The following is a 16,950-nucleotide window of genomic DNA, read 5'->3' as shown; positions in this document are numbered from 1 at the left end:
TTTAACCGATTGATTCCGAAGCTGATTCGAGGCTGACCAAAACGGCCTCAGAGGTCGCGGCGGGGCGCCTGCTAAATCAACGGTGCCCTGCTCGTCAAGCCTGTTGTGCCTGTTGTCACAGATATTGCGCCAGGAGCGCTGTGACGACCGGCCGGGATGAAAATGGCGCCGGCGGAAGAACCGGCGCCGTCAGTCGCATCTTGCGCCGATCAGCTCTTCAGCATCCGCTCGACAATGTCGCGCACATCGGCCGACAGGCCCGGCGCCCGCTCGATCGTCATCAGCGCCGCATGGGCGTGATCGGCGCGCTGTGGTTCCAGCGAACGCCAGGAGCGCATGGAGGTGAGGATGCGAGCCGCCAGCTGCGGGTTCTTGGGATCGATCGCCAGGATCTGCTCGGCGAGGAACCGGTAGGCTTCTCCGTCCGGGCGGTTGAAGCCGGTGGGGTTGGAGAAGGCAAAGGCACCGATCAGCGAGCGCACACGGTTGGGATTGTTGGCGACGAAACGGGGATGGTCCATCAGCGCCTTGATACGCGCAAGCGCTCCGGCGCCTGGAATCATGGCCTGGATCGAGAACCACTTGTCGATAACGAGGGCATTGTTGTCGAAGCGGGCCTGGAAAGTCGCCAGGGCATCGCTCGTCTCGGCCTTGTCCGGAAAGCGATGGGCAAGCAGCGTCAACGCCTGCGCCATATCCGTCATATTGTCGGCATCCGCAAAGGCTGCTGCAAGACGAGCCGGCGTTTCTTCCGCATAGGTCAGGTAGGAAAGCGCGATATTGCGCAGTGACCGTTTGCCGGCGCTTGCCGCGTCGGGAAGATAGGGGCCCGAAATTGCCATCTCGCCGATCAAGTGCAGAAAGGTTTCTTCTCCTGCCTTGGCAATCGCCGTCAGCACGGCTTGCCGGGCGGCGTGGATGGCGTCGGGGTCGTTGTTGCTGCCCAGTTCGCGGGCAATGTCGGCTTCACTCGGCAGGGTCAGGGCCTGGGCCCGGAAGGCCGGTTCCAGCGTCTCGTCGCCGGCCGCCTCGAGAAGCGCGGAGGTCAGCACCGGATCGCAGGTGACGGCTTTGCCTTCGCGCACATCGCGCGCCGCCTGGGTCAGGTTGCCGATGGCAAGATCGGTCAGCGCCTGCCAGCGGGCGAAAAGATCGGTGTCGTGGCGGGCGATATGCGCAAGATCGGCGGGTGCCTGGTCGAAGTGCAGGTTGATCGGCGCCGAGAAGGAACGGTTGAGCGACAGGACCGGTCGCGAGGAAATACCGGAAAAGGTGAAGATCTGGTTGCGCGTGGTGAGGTGCAGGACGTCGCCCGTCACTTCGCCGCCCTTGACCTCCGCCGGAGCCGCAATCGATCCAGTGTCCGAGATCAGCGCGAAGGAGAGTGGGATATGCATCGGCTCCTTGTTCGGCTGCGCGGGCGTCGCCGGGATCATCTGCTCCAGCGACAGGGTAAAGGTTGCATTGGTCTGGTCGTAGCTGCCGGAGGCGGTGACCAGCGGCGTGCCGGCCTGGTGGTACCACAGCGAGAACTGCGTGAGGTCGCGGCCGGTGGCATCCTCGAAGCACTTGACGAAATCCTCGACCGTCACGGCCTGGCCGTCATGGCGCTCGAAATACAGATCCATGCCGGATTTGAAATGATCGGCGCCCAGCAGGGTAGCGATCATGCGGGTGACTTCGGAGCCCTTTTCATAGACTGTGGTCGTATAGAAGTTGTTGATCTCGCGGTACTTCGTCGGACGGACGGGATGGGCGAGGGGGCCGGCATCGTCGGGGAACTGTTCCGATTTCAGATGCCGCACCTCGGCGATCCGCTTCACGGCGCGCGAGCGCATGTCAGCGGAAAATTCGTGGTCGCGATAAACCGTCAGGCCCTCTTTCAGGCAGAGCTGGAACCAGTCGCGGCAGGTGATGCGGTTGCCCGTCCAGTTGTGGAAATATTCGTGGGCGATGATCGCCTCGATATTAGCATAGTCCTGGTCAGTCGCGGTTTCCGGATCGGCCAGCACGTATTTGTCGTTGAAGACGTTGAGGCCCTTGTTCTCCATGGCGCCCATGTTGAAGTCGGACACAGCGACGATCTGGAAGATGTTGAGATCGTATTCGCGGCCGAAGCGCTCCTCGTCCCACTTCATCGAACGCTTCAGCGCATCCATAGCATAGGCCGCGCGCGCTTCCTTTCCATGCTCCACATAGATCTTCAACGTGACTTCGTTGCCGGACATCGTCTCGAATGTGTCTTCGACGACACCGAGATCGCCGGCGACGAGCGCGAACAGATAGCTCGGCTTCGGATGCGGGTCGAACCAGGCAGCAAAGGCGCGGCCTTCATCATAGCCGGCTCCGCCGAGGAAATTGCCGTTCGACAGCATGACCGGATTGGCGGCCTTGTCGCCGATAATGGTGATCGTGTAGGGCGCCAGCACATCCGGCCGGTCCGGGAAATAGCTGATGCGCCGGAAACCTTCGGCTTCGCACTGCGTGCAGTAAATGCCGTTGGTGCGGTAAAGGCCCATCAACTGGGTATTGGCTTCCGGGTTGATGAAGGTGGTGATGGTCAGCTCGAACGGCGTCTCGGCCGGCAGATCGCGGACGGTGAGGCTTTCCCCCGTCTCGTCATACTGGCTGGCCGGCACTTCGCGCTGGTCCAGCAGGAGGCCCGACAGCGTCAGTTCGTCGCCGTCCAAGACCAGTGGCACAGATGCATCGACGCCTTCGCGGCGGTGGAATATGAGGCGCGACTCGACCTTTGTATTGGTTGGATCGAGCTCGAATGTCAGGTCGACGCGTTCCAGAACGAAATCGGTGGGGCGGTAATCTGCCAGATGAACAATCTGGCCCGTATCTGTGCGCATGAGGGCTTCCTGAACCGGCTCTTCAATATATGGTATCGGGAGCACAAACATGCTCCATCCAGATCGACATCTGGCCGTTACCGCGGGGCAGATAATTGCATTCAAAGCTAAACGATTGTTGAACTCGGGCTAAAATAGACCTTTTCATTGCCGAGCACCAACTAAGTATTTTCCCTCACTGATATTGATGGGTGTATCAGCAGTTTTGATCCCGCCAGCACCGCAAATCCACTAGGCTCGGACCATCTGCTACCGCTTCGATATCTTCTTTTTCGTTGGCGCTGCCCGCGGAATGCCGCTTTCATGACGAGCTTGCAATGGCCGCCGATGCCCCCAATCCCCTCCGGGGGATCCTGTTCAAAGTCCTTTCCGTCCTCGTCTTCGTGATGATGCAGACCTGCATCAAGGCTGCCGGTCCGGATGTCCCGGCCGGCCAGATTACATTCTTCCGCTCCGCTTTCGCGCTCGTGCCGATCATGACCTATCTGGCATTCCAGCGGCAATTGAAGCATGGCTTCTACACCGAGAGCTTCCCCGGGCACCTGAAGCGCGGCTTTCTCGGCATCTTGTCAATGGTCTGCGGGTTCTATGGCCTGGTGCATCTGCCCATGCCGGACGCGATCGCCATCGGCTATTCCTCGCCGCTGTTGGCGGTGGTGTTTGCGGCAATTTTCCTGAAAGAATCGGTGCGTGTCTACCGCTGGACGGCGGTGGTCGTCGGCATGCTCGGCGTGGTGATCATTTCCTGGCCGAAGCTGAGCATGTTCGAGCAAGGCGGCATGGCATCTGAACAGGCGGTAGGAGCGGCTTCGCTGCTTCTTGCAGCGGTCCTAGCCGGCTTTGCCATGATCCAGACGCGCCAACTGGTTCGCACCGAGAAGACGGCGACGATCGTGCTGTATTTCTCGCTGACGGCGGCAGTCTTTTCGCTTGCCAGCCTGCCATTCGGATGGACGGCTCTTTCGGGCGAGGAAGCCTTATTCCTGATCGGCGCAGGCTTTTGCGGCGGGCTGGGGCAGATATGGCTGACGGAGGCCTATCGCAATGCCGATGTCTCTACCGTGGCTCCCTTTGAGTACACGTCGATCCTGCTTGGGATCGTCATCGCCTATATGCTGTTTGGCGACGTCCCGACGTCCAACATGCTACTGGGAACTGCGATTACCGTGTCGGCAGGGATCTTCATCATCTACCGCGAGCACCAGCTTGGGCTGGAGCGCAAGGCGGCGCGCAAGGCTTCGCCGCTCGGATGATACCGAATGCAATGAAATTTAAAGCGGGATGCTCGCGCAGGCCGGGTTGAGCGGCTGATTGTCCGATGTGCGGCCGGCGCGGTTATATTCGCGCGACGCATTCACGGCAGCACCGATCTGCTGCAGGCTGTCGCGCAGGGCGCGGATCGGGTGAAGAATGGTTGTCATAAAAGAGCCCTCGATCAACGTTCACGGAAATCGGCAAACACCGCCGTCGGACGGCTGACGCCGGCAGGACGCGCCATGGCGCGCGACGTGATCTGCTCGTTCGTGGCAGACCCGAAATGATGGTAACCCTGGGTCGAACGCGGCGAAAGGCCGGCGACCCGGAGGGTTTCGAAGCCCGAATGGATAGGGCGGAAGCGCATAGTCATGGCCTTGGTTCCTTGAGCCTGGTTCCTCCCAAGACACAGCGTTAATATTGCACCGCAACATAGATTGCGCAATGCAGCGGAATGCCGCGCTGCCATGCGCGGCGCGCATAGCGATCTTCATATTTTCGTAACCTTGCCGATTCTTTTCGGGAAATGCTCAGAAATTGGGCGCTAAGACGCCAGAAGTTTGTTCCTGAAGGCTAGCAGGTCCTGCCAGGCAAGAGCCTTGTTTCCCGGCGCGGCCAGGAGTTCCTGAGGATGTAGGGTAGCGATAGCTGGTATATTCAGGCCGCCGCAAGACGTGTCGCGCCATTGGCCCCGCACGGAGTGGATCGTCGCCGTGCCGCCAAAGAAGAAGCGGGCCGGGAAATTGCCGAGCAGCAGCATCAGTTTCGGCTCGGCCAGCGCGATCTGCCGCTCGAGAAACGGTCGGCAGATATCCAGTTCCGCGGGCGAGGGCATGCGATTGCCCGGCGGCCTCCAGGGAATGATGTTGGTGAGCAGGACTGCGTCGCGCGAAAGCCCGATGGCGCCGAGCATGCGGTCCAGCAACTGACCCTGGCGCCCGGAAAAGGGAATGCCGTCGCGGTCGTCGTCGGCGTTCGGCATGGGGCCGACCACGATTATCCCGGCAGCCGGGTCGCCACTGGCAAATACGGTCGAGCGGGCGCCGTTCTTCAGATTGCAGCCGTTGAAGGCTTCCAGCGCCGTCCTCAGTTCCAAAAGCGAGCGAGCGCTGTCTGCCGCAAAGCGGGCGGCGGCGACCGCCTCGCCATCGGGAACGAAGACGGGTGCAGAAGGTGCCGGCGCAGCGGTTCTGGCGGCGGGGGCGGATCGCCCGGTGGTCGGGGTGACAGCCGGGTTCGACAATGGGTTGGCGGCCTGCGAACCGGGTTGCGACGGCTGGCGTTCCACTGCTGGCCTTACCTCGGCCTGTGCCGCCCTTTGCGCAGTGAACTGCGCAAAGCGGTCAATAGGCTCTTCCTCGACAAGCCATTCCACGCCCGCATCCGCATAGAAATGCAAAAGCGCGGCAAGCTCCTGGGCATCAAGGTCGTTGGCGGCGTTCATCAGATCAATCTATCGAAGGGCGCCCGTCGAAGGAAGCGCAGAAGCCGCCAAAGTTACGCTGCCCAAACTGTTACGCCGCCCATTGTGCGACATCATCACTTTCACCAATCAGTGCCAGACCATGGGCGATCGACAGCAGTTCGCCGCCGCTTTCGATCTTGGATTGGTCAAACCGGCGGGTGAAGATCTGCCGCACGGCCGGCACGAAGGAGGTGCCGCCGGTGAGGAACACCTTGTCGATCTGCGACGCGGATGTGCTCGTCTTTTCCAGTACGTCGTCGAGAGCTCCTTCGATGCGACCGAGATCGTCGGCAATCCAGGTTTCGAAATCGGCGCGCTTCACCATTTTGCGGCCAGCCTTACCGAGCGGAGCGAAATCAAATTCCGCTTCTTCGGCGCCGGACAATGCCAATTTGGTGGCTGAAACAGCCTGATAAAGCGGATAGCCCTCGTCATGCTCGACGAGGTCGATGAACAATTCAAGCTTGTCGGGGTCGAGCGACGCGCGCACCAGCGATTTCAGGTCGGTGAATTCCCGCGTCGTCTTGAAGATCGATAGCTGGTTCCAGCGGGAAAAGTTCGCGAAATAGCCCGACGGGACTTCGAGAAGCTTGTCGAAGCTTTTGAAGTATGTGCCCTTGCCGATTTCTGGCGCGACGAGATGGTCGATCATCTTGGCATCGAAATGGTCGCCGGCCACGCCGACGCCGGAATGGCCGAGCGGCGTCGCCTTCAGCTTGCCCGCCACCCGCTCGAAGCGGATCAGCGAATAATCGGTCGTGCCGCCGCCGAAATCCGCCACCAGTACGGTGGCATCGTTTTTCAGCGTCTGGGCAAAATAATAGGCGGCCGCGACCGGTTCATAAACGTAATGGATTTCCGGAAAGCCGAGCCGTGTCAGCGCTTCGTTGTAGCGCTTCGTGGCAAGCTCTGGGTCCGGATTGGCGCCGGCAAAATGCACCGGACGACCGGCAACCAGCCGCGAAACCTCGCCCGGCCAATTGCCATCCGCATAGGTCTTGAGACGCTTCAGGAAGATTTCCATCAGGTCTTCGAAGGCGTGCCGACGGGCAAAGATCAGCGTACCCTGGAAGAGCGCGCTGGCGGCAAAGGTCTTGATCGATTGCAGGAAGCGCGCGTCGCCGGGATTGTCGATGAACTGGCGGATCGCCGCCTGTCCGGCCTCGACCTTCAGCGCCTGGGCGCCAAGCTGTGCATCCTTCATGAAGGACAGCGCCGTGCGCATGGAATCGGTGATGCCGGCACTGCTTTCAAACCGCATGGAATGCGTCGTATTGCTGCCGTCGGCCAAAGCCAGAACCGTATTGGTCGTGCCGAAATCAAGCCCGAGCGCCCGTGCCATGGCCGTTTTCCTTTTTAGATTGCGCCGAAGATGAAAACCGGAAGCGCCGCTTCCAAAGGCAACGGAACGCAAAACGCGCCCCCGCTTCAAAGAGGGCGCGTGATGGCACAGGGCTTTGCGAATGGCAAGGGGATCGGCCACGATCGGCGGCAGGACAGCAGATAGAGGACGGGTTGTCGTCACCCACCATCTAAGGATCACGCTTCCTGGTAAAGCTTCTCCGTCAGCGATGTCGATCTCGACTCCGAAGACGAGGTCTTGTCTCTGGACCCGAACAAGGAGACGACGTTCGGGCTCTGCTTTGAAACGATGCCATCCAGCATCTGGCTCACGACCAGGCTTTGGACGACTTCCGCCGCTCGGTCGCGCAACTGCTTCTGCTCGTCGGAATTGGTGTTGCCGATCCGCGCCTGGATCCTGGCGATCTGGTCAAGGAAATCCGCGACGTGATCGGCGGCCTTGGCATCCGAGCTGGGGGAAGCCTTTGTTGTAGGGATGGTTGCCCCGCTGCTGGAGGACGTCGGCACTGTAGCGGCCTCATCGGCAGCGGCCGGTGAAGTGGTAGACTTATCCACCTGTGTGGTATCGGCGGAATTACCTGAGCCTGCATTGCCAGTGGTCGCCGGTGCAGCTCCGGTTTCCGTTGTGGTCGGGGTTTGCGTCGAAGCGGCGCTGTCCGAAGACGATTCGTTGGTCGAAGGCGCCGTGGCAGCTGCTGACTCTGCCGGAGCCGAATTGTCACCCGTTGCAGTGCTGTCGGTTTCGTCGGTTCCGGTCGCTGCAGGAGGCGTGGTGACTGCGGTTTCACTTGCGCCCGGCTCTTCCACCGTTTCGTTGCTCACGTCCGTCTCGTCCACCACCGGCTCGGCCTCTGCCGTTTCGTTGGTCTCGGTCGCTGCGGGAGGTACTGCCGCCGAAGTCTCGTCGGTATCTGCCTCGTCTATGGCTTGCTCGTCCTCTGCCGTCTCGGCAGTGGATGTTGGCGGAGTGGCAGAGTAGATGCCGTCGTCAGAATTATCGACGCTGGCGCCGTCCTCGGTGCTGTCTGCCGGCGCAGTGGACACCGCGTTGTTGTTCGTTGGGGTAGCGGCCGGCGTGGAACTGCTGGATGTCGACCCGCTGGCCGAACTGCTGGACGTTGCGCTGTTCGAAGACTGCGTTTGCGCCGGTGAGGAGCTGTGTGAACTCCCAAATAGTGCCTCAAGCACGTTGTTCTCCATGAATAAACTAATACAGCATGGCCTGTAACAGTGGCGCCTTGATACGATGTCAAAACTAGCGCGCCAAATAAACTCAATATTTACACATTGCTGATCGACGCCCGTGTTTTGGTATGACTATGAATGCTAAATCATTGTAATGATATTAATTTTTCTCTTGTTGGGAGAAGGCGAGGCGGCTGCCCTCGGTGAAAATCTTTTCCTGCTGACGCGTCTCAGCGGCCATTTCTGCAAGCCAGGCTGAAAATATCTCCATGGCGGGCGTCACCGATCGCGACTTCAGGCGGGTCAGCCAGTAGCTGCCTTTTGAAATACAAACAGGGAAGGGCTGCTGCAGCGCGTCTGCCGCCAGTTGACGAGAAAACATCAGCGGCGGGGCCAGTGCCACGCCGCCACCCTGCAGCGCCGCCTCGACCATCAACACCGAACTGTCGAACACCAGTCCGCGGATCTGCGGCGGGGCCACTTCGGCCTCCGCAAACCAGCTCGGCCATTCATCTGCCCTGTAAGAGCGCAGCAGCGTCTGGTGCGCCACGTCTTCCGGCGTCTTCAGCTGCCGTGCGATCGCCGGGACGCAAAGCACCGAAAGCGGGGCCTCGAACAGCGCCTCCGCCTCTATGTCGTGCCAGGCGCCGTTGCCGAACTTGATCGCATAGTCGAGGCCTTCGGCGGCAATGTCGACGCGGTTGTTATTGGTCGACAGCCGCAGATCAACGAATGGATACCTTTGCCGGAAATCCGCCAGCCGCGGCACCAGCCAGCCGACGGCAAGCGTGCCGACCGTGCCGAGTTTCAACACCTGGCGCACATGCCCGCCTTCGAAGCGATCGAGCATTTCGGCCATCCGGTCAAAACTGTCCTGAAGCGCCGGAAGCAGCGCCAGCCCTTCCTCGGTAATCATCAATCCGCGTGGCAGGCGCCGGAAAAGCGTTGCTCCGAGCCTTTGCTCGAGAAGTTTGACCTGGTGGCTGACAGCGGCCTGGGTAACGCAAAGCTCGATGGCCGCGCGGGTAAAGCTCAGGTGGCGGGCCGCGGCCTCAAAGGCACGCAGGGCGTTCAGCGGCAGATGCGGTCGAACCAATGTGATGCCCTAGCTTAGCTAATGTCAGCCAGCAGATATCATTGTTTGATGCGGCTCGCAAGCCGGCCTAGAACAATGATCTCTAGACCGAACGGAGCGGGCCAGTGGCTTTCAAACATCTACGTCTTTTTGCTGTTTCTTTTGCGATTGCAGCAGGTTCTATGGGCGCTTCTGCGGTTCGGGCAGCCGAGGTTTTGCGCTGCACGGTCCTCATGGATGAGCAGAGCGGCGAGATGCTCTATCGCCAGGGCAGCTGCGCCGAGGCAGTCTATCCACAATCGACCTTCAAACTGCCTTTGGCCATGATGGGCTATGACGTCGGCATACTTAGGAACGAACACGAGCCCCTGTGGAAATACCAGCCGACGTTCAACCGTTCCGTTCGCGAGCAGAAGGACACCGATCCGGTGATCTGGGAGCGGGATTCGATCGTCTGGTATTCGCAGGAACTAACCCGCAAGCTCGGGACTAAAAAATTCGCCGATTACGTCCAACGCTTCGGCTATGGCAATCGTGATATTTCCGGCGGCCCCGGCGGCACGGACGGACTGACCGAAGCATGGCTGATGTCGTCCCTGAAGATTTCCCCGGACGAGCAGGTAAAATTCCTGCGCCGTTTCCTGAACGGTGAACTGCCGATTTCTGCGCACGCCGTGGATCTGACCCTCGCCATCGTGCCGCATTTCGAAGGGGCGGACGGCTGGGACATCCAGGGCAAGACCGGTTCTGGTTCGATGCGCGACAAGGCCGGCAAGGCAGATGGCAGCCGTCCGATCGGCTGGTTCGTCGGCTGGGCCAGGAAGGGCGACCGCCGCCTGGTCTTCGCCCGGCTGCTGGTCGACACGAAGCGTTATAACGAGACGCCGATCAGCTATGTGGTCCGCGACAGCCTGATTGCCGATCTCCCCAAGCTGGCCGAAGGCTTCTAGTCCTTCCGGTCTGCGCGACCTTTGCGCAAGACAGCCGCTTGCCTCCTTTCCTTAGAAGCCTCCGGAACCTCCCATAAGCCTTTCGTCAAGCAAACTGCGCATGGCCGTGCTCTTCGGCGGCCGCTCTGCCGAACACGAGGTCTCGGTGCTCTCGGCCACCAATGTCATGGCCGCCCTGGATCCTGCCAAATACGAGGCCGTGCCGATCTTCGTTACACGCCAAGGCCGGTGGTTGCTGAGCGGCTTTGGCGAAGGCGTGCTTGCACAACCCTCGGCCGGCACGCAGCTTTGTCTTGTCCCCGGCGGGGGAGGGCAGATGATCGCGATCTCGCCAAATGGCGACTTGAGCGATGCCGGTCGGATCGACATCCTTTTCCCGGTGCTGCACGGGCTGCATGGCGAGGACGGCTCCGTCCAGGGTCTGGCGGAGGTTGCCAGAGTGCCGCTTGCCGGCTGTGGTATCCTCGGATCAGCCGCCGCCTTGGACAAGCACATCGCCAAGCAAACACTAAGAGCTGCAGGACTGCCGGTTGCCCGCGGGGTCACCATCCAACGAGACGATGTTCCCACATTCGCCGAACTGGAAGCCGAGCTCGGACTGCCGTTCTTCCTCAAGCCGGCCCGCCAGGGCTCGTCGGTCGGGGTCAGCAAAGTGTCCGGAAGCCAGGAATTCGCGTCCGCACTTGCCGCCGCCTTCGAGCACGATGACAAGCTGCTGGCGGAGGAATTCATCGCCGGCCGCGAGATCGAATGCAGCGTGCTGGAAGACAGCCGGGGTGGTCTTTTCGTTTCCCGTCCCGGCGAGATCGCGCCGGCCGAGAGCCACGGGTTCTACAGTTACAATGCCAAATATATCGACGAGGACGGCGCCGCCATCAAAGTGCCGGCGGACCTGCCGGACGATGTGGAACGCAAGATCCAAGATAAGGCGGGCCTGGCCTTCCGTGCGCTCGGCTGCGACGGCATGGCGCGCGTCGACTTCTTCCTTTCGGCAGACATGAGCTTCGTGGTCAACGAGATCAATACCATACCGGGCTTCACCGATATCAGCATGTATGCCAAAGCAATGGCAGCCAGCGGCGTGAGCTACCCGGAGGTGATCGACCGGCTTGTGGAACACGGCTTGGCGCGGGCCCGCCGGTCACATTGAAGGCAATAAGGGAAATTCAGATGGAACGTGCCACAAGCGGGTTGATCAACGGGATCATCGGCGTCGTGATTTTCAGCGCCTCGCTGCCCGCGACGCGGATCGCCGTCCTGCAGTTCGACCCGCTGTTCCTCACCGTTGCTCGGGCTGCCATTGCCGGAATCCTGGCCTTGTGCCTGCTGCTTCTGTTCAGGCAGAAGCGACCGTCGCGCAGCGACATCATCTCCTTGATTGTCGTGGCGCTTGGCGTCGTCGTCGGCTTTCCCCTGCTGACCGCTCTTGCCTTGCAGCACGTCACCTCCGCCCATTCGATCGTATTCATCGGCCTTCTGCCCCTGGCGACGGCGATCTTCGGCGTGCTGCGTGGCGGCGAGCGGCCGCGGCCGGCCTTCTGGATCTTTTCGGCACTCGGCAGCGCGCTGGTTGCCGGCTTTGCCCTGGTGCAGGACTTGGCCGCCTCTCCGGTCGGCGATGCGCTGATGCTTGCAGCCGTCGTCGTCTGCGGGCTCGGCTATGCCGAGGGCGCCCGGCTGTCGCGCACGCTGGGCGGCTGGCAGGTCATATGCTGGGCCCTCGTCCTGTCGCTGCCGGTGATGGTGCTTCTCTGCTTTATAGCCATGCCGCCATCCTTTGCCGGCATTGGTGCACCTGCCTGGCTCGGTCTCGCCTATGTCTCGCTGTTCAGCATGCTGATAGGCTTTGTCTTCTGGTATCGCGGTCTGGCTCAGGGCGGCATTGCCGTGGTCGGCCAGCTGCAATTGCTGCAGCCCTTCTTCGGCCTGGCTCTTGCGGCGCTGCTCCTGCACGAGCCGGTCACCTGGATGATGCTGCTGGTCACCGTTGCCGTCATCCTTTGCGTTTTCGGCGCGCGGAAGTTTGCTCGGTAAGCAGCTTGGAGGAGGGCCGCCCATCGAGCTTGGCTTCAGGCTTAGCGGATGAACCGGCGGCCTGCCCAAAGCATTGCGAGCCCTGCTATCGCCACGACAGCGCCGCGCAGGATCCATGGTGACTGGTTGATCATGAAACTGGAGGCCGGATAAGGAAACAAGCCGGTGCCCTGGCCGATCCACAACAGGCCGACGAGGATTGCAAGCAAGCCAAGAGCGGAAACCGCCATCCGTGCAACGACCATGATCTTCTCCAGCCGGCCCATCCGACGGTGTTGACGATAAACAAGCCGCAGGGGCGAAGCGAAACGCAATTGCGTGATCCGCTCAGGCCTCGTCGTAAAGCGTCGCGAAAAAGGATTGGCTGGCGGCTTGATCGTCTGCGGCATAGAAGCCACCCGCCACCCGGAGCTCCGAAGAAAGGCTGTCGAGCATGTTGCGCGCGGCAATGTCCTCTGCTGCCCTGCGGGCGCTTAAGGTTGAGGTCTCGGCTTCCACCGCAGGCTCTGCCGAAGGCGCCGTCCCGGCTTCAGCCTGCACCGTCGCCAAGCTCCATCCGTCCGGCGAAACCGTGCGCCTCGTGGCGGATGCGCCAAAATACTCCGTGGCTCTGGCGGAAGAGGGAGCCGCGGTGGCTGCCGATATGCGTTCAATCATGCCGGCAGTCCATCAAGATCCGGGGGGTGGCTCTTCCTAGCGGAGGAATGTTGCGATCCGGCAAATGCCGGCATGGCAATTTGAAGCAAATCTTAACGATCTACCGGCCGGGTCATATGGAGCGCGAGGCACCGCCATCCACCCGCAGCATCGTGCCGGTGACATAGCTTGCCGGCTGCGAACACAGGAAGGCACCGGCGGCGGCAAATTCCTCCACCTTGCCGAGGCGGCCGGCTGGGATGGTCTTCAGCGACGCGGCCCGGATTTCTTCCACGCTCTTGTTCTGGCGCTTCGCATTTGCCCCGTCCAGTTCGTCGATCCGATCCGTATGGATGCGGCCCGGCAGAAGCATATTGGCGGTGATGCCAAAACCGGCCACTTCGGCCGCGAGCGTCTTGTTCCAGCCGACGAGTGCCGCACGCAGCGTGTTGGAAAGGGCGAGGTTGGGAATGGGTTCGAAGACGCCGGAAGACGCGACGGTGAGGATGCGGCCCCAGCCCTGCTCCTTCATCTGCGGCAGCAGGGCGTTGGTCAGCGTAATGACCCGCAAAACCATGGACTGGAAGAAGGTGTCCAGTTTTTCGGCCGTCATGTCGCCAACGGTGCCTGGCGTCGGTCCACCGGTATTGTTGACCAGGACGTCGATGCCGCCGAGCTTTTCCTTGACCGCTTCAACCATGGCGGTGACGAAATTCTCTTCGGCAAGATCTCCCCATACCCAATCGGCCTTGCCCTTACCTTCGGCATTGATGGCCTGGCAATTTTCCGAAAGCTGGTCTCCTGAACGGCCGACGAGAAGCACATTGGCGCCTTCGCTTGCCAGCGCCTTGGCAATGCCGAGGCCGAGCCCGCGTGACGAAGCGAGTACGAGGGCGCGTTTTCCGGTGAGGCCGAGATCCATGATTGTCATTCCTTTCGATTGCCGTGCTGAGCCGCTTTATAGCAGCGGTCGGACGCGGCGAAAGGACGAACTTGATTTCCTAGTAAGGCAAATGATAAATGACGTGCACGTAAACGTAAGCCATTATGGCAGTGTCGTTTGCGTGGATGGCAAGCTGGAAGGCGCTTTCCCGGCTCGACAAGGCCGGTGGCTTTTGCCAAGACAGTTTGCCTCGGATAATAAGCCGGAAGGGGCCGGCGATCGGAGTAGGACATGAGCGAACAAGAGCTTCCCGCCCACCAATTGCCAGAACGCGAAGCGATGGAATTCGACGTGGTAATCGTAGGCGCAGGACCGGCCGGCCTTTCGGCGGCGATCCGCCTCAAGCAGGTCAATCCGGACCTGACGGTGGTCGTGCTCGAAAAGGGTGCGGAAGTCGGGGCGCATATCCTGTCCGGCGCCGTGGTCGATCCGTCCGGCATGGACAAGCTTCTGCCGGGCTGGCGGGAAGAGGAAGGGCATCCCTTCAAGCAGCCAGTGACCGCCGACCATTTCATGTTCCTTGGACCCGCCGGTTCGGTCCGGCTGCCCAACGTCCTGATGCCGCCGCTGATGAACAATCACGGCAATTACATCGTCTCGCTCGGCAATGTCTGTCGATGGCTGGCCGAAAAGGCGGAAGCCCTCGGTGTCGAAATCTATCCCGGCTTTGCGGCGACCGAGGTGCTCTACAACGAAGCCGGCGCCGTCATCGGCGTCGCCACCGGCGACATGGGCGTCGAGCGCAATGGCCAACCGGGGCCAGCCTTCACCCGCGGCATGGAGCTGCACGGCAAATATGTGCTGATCGGCGAGGGCGTGCGCGGATCTCTCGCCAAGCAGCTGATCGCAAGATTCGACCTGCAGAAGGATCGCGAGCCGCAGAAATACGGCATCGGCCTCAAGGAACTCTGGCAGGTGAAGCCGGAGAACCATCGCCCGGGCCTGGTGCAGCACTCCTTCGGCTGGCCGCTCAGCCTGTCGACCGGTGGCGGCTCCTTCCTTTATCACCTGGAGGACAATCTCGTCGCCGTCGGCTTCGTGGTGCACCTCAATTACAAGAACCCCTATCTTTACCCCTTCGAGGAATTTCAGCGCTTCAAGACCCATGACGCCATTCGCGGCACGTTCGAAGGTGGCAAGCGCCTGTCCTATGGCGCCCGCGCGATCGCCGAAGGCGGCTACCAGTCGGTGCCGAAGCTGAGTTTCCCGGGCGGCGCGCTGATCGGCTGTTCCGCCGGCCTCGTCAATGTGCCGCGCATCAAGGGCAGCCACAATGCCGTCCATTCCGGCATGCTGGCGGCCGATAATATCGCTGCGGCGATCGCGGCCGGCCGTGCCAATGACGAAGTGATCGAGATCGAGGACCAGTGGCGTTCGAGTGCCATCGGCACGGACCTGAAACGGGTCCGCAACGTCAAGCCGCTCTGGTCGAAGCTCGGCACGGGCATCGGCGTGGCGCTCGGCGGCCTCGACATGTGGACCAACCAGCTGCTCGGCTTTTCCTTCTTCGGCACGCTGAAGCACGGCAAGACCGACGCCCAGTCCCTGGAGCCCGCAGCCAAGCACAGGAAGATCGATTATCCGAGGCCCGATGGCGTCCTCACCTTCGACCGCCTATCTTCCGTGTTCCTGTCCAATACCAACCACGAGGAGAACCAGCCGGTCCATCTGCAGGTGAGGGACATGGATCTGCAGAAGCGCTCGGAGTTGGAAGTCTATGGTGGCCCCTCGACGCGCTACTGTCCCGCCGGCGTCTACGAGTGGGTCGAGAAAGACGGCGAAGAGGTCTATGTGATCAACGCGCAGAACTGCGTGCACTGCAAGACCTGCGACATCAAGGATCCCAACCAGAACATCAACTGGGTGCCTCCGCAGGGTGGCGAAGGGCCTGTTTATCCGAATATGTGATCGGCCGTCTGCAGCTTTTAGCCGCGTCCAGCGCCCTCTCAACCGAGGCGGGCAGGGCGGGGCGCTGAGTTCGGCGCAAAGATTTGCCCGCCTATCGTCTTGACTTCGGTCGTGGCTGCCAAAGTTTACCTCTTCTGGTAGTACGCGAGATCGACGATCAGACGGGGGAAAGCAAGATGGGTGGATGGAATGTAGTGGCGGCGCTGGCCCTGGCCGGCATTATGTTCAGTCTCGGTTCGCATATTCCGCTGCCAGGGATTGATGCGGCTGTTTTCGCCGGCCAGCTTGGCAGGCACGGCAACGGTTCGACCGCCCGCATGTCCATCTTTGCGCTCGGACTGACGCCGATCTATACTGCATTCACTTTAGCGGAGATCGGCCGGTTGCTCGCCTACCGCCGCCAATCGCCGCAGCGGCAGCCGAATATTGCTGCGGCGATCTTCGTGCGACTGATCGCTTTCGCTGTGACGGCCCTTCAAGGATACGGCATTGCAGCTGGTTTGCGCAGCTCCAACTTGATTGATCCGTCCTTCGAAGAAAGCCTTGTTCTTCTTATCATCGCCGCTTTCATGGGCGCCACGGCGGTCATGTTCCTGCTGATAGACCGTCTGCCTGTCCCCGGTCTCCGCAACGGTTTTTGGGCCTTGTGGACAATACCTGGTCTTATTCAGCTTCCCGGTGCATTGACCAATATGCTCGAGATGACGCGGCAAGGTGTGATCTCGACGCAGCAATGGGTGCCGGCTCTTGGCTACTCCATTCTGTCGGTCGCCGCAGTCGTCGCTATGGCCCTGCTGTGGCGGACGACATGGCATCGCGACGGCGCAGCCGCTGGACAGGCTGTCACAGTCGAGCCGCGGGAGATTTTGATCTGGCCGCCGGTCTTGGCGCTCTCCATTTCAAGCTATCTTCTCACCGCGGTTATCATATTACTCCCGGACGGGCTTAACATGATGGATCAGCGGATCTTGCAGATAGCGGCTCTGGCAACCGCTGCACTGTTCATCCCAGCCGTCGTCTACGGTTACGCGCGGCAATACTCCGCCGCTGTTCCAGACGGGGCACCGCTAGCCTTCAGTGCAACGGTTATTGCAGCCATTCAGATTTTGGTCTTCACTTCAGCGGCGATGATCAACACTTTTACGGATTTGCCCGTCGTGATCAGCGGTTTGACTGCAATTGCGCTGACTCTGACAGCACTGGGCTTGCGGGAAGGAGCGACATTCAGGGCGGAGCAAGGTCTGCCCGCATCAAAGGGCGCCGCTTCGGTCTGAAAAGGC

General features: G+C 61.0%; 16 protein-coding genes. 6 read left to right on the top strand and 10 right to left on the bottom strand.

The window, feature by feature from the left end:
- Window positions 1-209: 209 nt before the first annotated feature.
- Window positions 210-2,858, bottom strand: a complete 2,649-nt coding sequence (pepN, locus tag E2F50_RS10025; RefSeq protein ID WP_133315984.1) for an aminopeptidase N — start codon at window positions 2,856-2,858, stop codon at window positions 210-212.
- 317 nt (window positions 2,859-3,175) lie between these two features.
- Here pepN and E2F50_RS10020 point away from each other — a divergent pair, with 317 nt between their 5' ends.
- Window positions 3,176-4,111: a DMT family transporter gene (locus E2F50_RS10020; RefSeq protein ID WP_133315983.1), complete on the top strand. Its 936-nt coding sequence runs from the start codon at window positions 3,176-3,178 to the stop codon at window positions 4,109-4,111.
- An 18-nt stretch (window positions 4,112-4,129) separates the two neighbouring features.
- Here E2F50_RS10020 and E2F50_RS22930 read toward each other — a convergent pair whose 3' ends face one another.
- The 6 genes from E2F50_RS22930 to E2F50_RS09995 form a co-directional block, all read right to left on the bottom strand.
- Window positions 4,130-4,279, bottom strand: a complete 150-nt coding sequence (locus tag E2F50_RS22930) for a hypothetical protein (protein WP_161974077.1) — start codon at window positions 4,277-4,279, stop codon at window positions 4,130-4,132.
- 14 nt (window positions 4,280-4,293) lie between these two features.
- The gene (locus tag E2F50_RS10015) at window positions 4,294-4,485 is read right to left on the bottom strand and encodes a hypothetical protein (RefSeq protein WP_133315982.1); all 192 of its coding nucleotides are present in this window, start codon (window positions 4,483-4,485) and stop codon (window positions 4,294-4,296) included.
- Window positions 4,486-4,656: 171 nt separating this feature from the next.
- Window positions 4,657-5,556, bottom strand: coding sequence for a uracil-DNA glycosylase (locus E2F50_RS10010; protein WP_133315981.1), 900 nt, complete (start codon window positions 5,554-5,556; stop codon window positions 4,657-4,659).
- Between the two features lie 70 nt (window positions 5,557-5,626).
- Window positions 5,627-6,919, bottom strand: a complete 1,293-nt coding sequence (locus E2F50_RS10005; protein WP_133315980.1) for an Hsp70 family protein — start codon at window positions 6,917-6,919, stop codon at window positions 5,627-5,629.
- 197 nt (window positions 6,920-7,116) lie between these two features.
- Window positions 7,117-7,983 carry a hypothetical protein gene (locus E2F50_RS10000; protein ID WP_133315979.1) on the bottom strand — a complete coding sequence of 289 codons (867 nt, stop codon included), beginning with the start codon at window positions 7,981-7,983 and terminating at the stop codon, window positions 7,117-7,119.
- A 301-nt stretch (window positions 7,984-8,284) separates the two neighbouring features.
- Window positions 8,285-9,220, bottom strand: a complete 936-nt coding sequence (locus E2F50_RS09995) for a LysR family transcriptional regulator (protein ID WP_133315978.1) — start codon at window positions 9,218-9,220, stop codon at window positions 8,285-8,287.
- Between the two features lie 161 nt (window positions 9,221-9,381).
- Between E2F50_RS09995 and blaOXA the strand changes: the two genes are divergently transcribed.
- The 3 genes from blaOXA to E2F50_RS09980 all read left to right on the top strand — a co-directional run bounded on the left by blaOXA (window position 9,382) and on the right by E2F50_RS09980 (window position 12,183).
- On the top strand, window positions 9,382-10,149 hold the full coding sequence (blaOXA, locus tag E2F50_RS09990) for a class D beta-lactamase (RefSeq protein WP_133316398.1): 768 nt from the start codon (window positions 9,382-9,384) through the stop codon (window positions 10,147-10,149).
- Between the two features lie 73 nt (window positions 10,150-10,222).
- A complete protein-coding gene (locus E2F50_RS09985) occupies window positions 10,223-11,299 on the top strand; it encodes a D-alanine--D-alanine ligase family protein (RefSeq protein ID WP_133315977.1) in 1,077 nt (358 codons plus the stop codon).
- Window positions 11,300-11,319: 20 nt separating this feature from the next.
- On the top strand, window positions 11,320-12,183 hold the full coding sequence (locus E2F50_RS09980) for a DMT family transporter (RefSeq protein WP_133315976.1): 864 nt from the start codon (window positions 11,320-11,322) through the stop codon (window positions 12,181-12,183).
- 41 nt (window positions 12,184-12,224) lie between these two features.
- Here E2F50_RS09980 and E2F50_RS09975 read toward each other — a convergent pair whose 3' ends face one another.
- The 3 genes from E2F50_RS09975 to E2F50_RS09965 all read right to left on the bottom strand — a co-directional run bounded on the left by E2F50_RS09975 (window position 12,225) and on the right by E2F50_RS09965 (window position 13,741).
- Window positions 12,225-12,428, bottom strand: coding sequence for a hypothetical protein (locus E2F50_RS09975; protein ID WP_133315975.1), 204 nt, complete (start codon window positions 12,426-12,428; stop codon window positions 12,225-12,227).
- An 82-nt stretch (window positions 12,429-12,510) separates the two neighbouring features.
- A complete protein-coding gene (locus E2F50_RS09970) occupies window positions 12,511-12,840 on the bottom strand; it encodes a hypothetical protein (RefSeq protein ID WP_133315974.1) in 330 nt (109 codons plus the stop codon).
- Window positions 12,841-12,952: 112 nt separating this feature from the next.
- Entirely contained in the window at window positions 12,953-13,741 is a 789-nt protein-coding gene (locus E2F50_RS09965; protein WP_133315973.1) for an SDR family oxidoreductase, read from the bottom strand.
- Window positions 13,742-13,993: 252 nt separating this feature from the next.
- Here E2F50_RS09965 and E2F50_RS09960 point away from each other — a divergent pair, with 252 nt between their 5' ends.
- Both E2F50_RS09960 and E2F50_RS09955 read left to right on the top strand, forming a co-directional pair.
- Window positions 13,994-15,670, top strand: a complete 1,677-nt coding sequence (locus tag E2F50_RS09960; protein WP_133315972.1) for an electron transfer flavoprotein-ubiquinone oxidoreductase — start codon at window positions 13,994-13,996, stop codon at window positions 15,668-15,670.
- Window positions 15,671-15,753: 83 nt separating this feature from the next.
- The gene (locus E2F50_RS09955; RefSeq protein WP_133315971.1) at window positions 15,754-16,944 is read left to right on the top strand and encodes a preprotein translocase subunit SecY; all 1,191 of its coding nucleotides are present in this window, start codon (window positions 15,754-15,756) and stop codon (window positions 16,942-16,944) included.
- The last annotated feature ends 6 nt before the right edge of the window (window positions 16,945-16,950 follow it).

The sequence above is a fragment of the Rhizobium deserti genome (genome assembly GCF_004358025.1).
Taxonomy (GTDB): Bacteria; Pseudomonadota; Alphaproteobacteria; order Rhizobiales; family Rhizobiaceae; genus Neorhizobium; species Neorhizobium deserti.
This window is presented reverse-complemented; position numbering and strand designations above follow the sequence as displayed.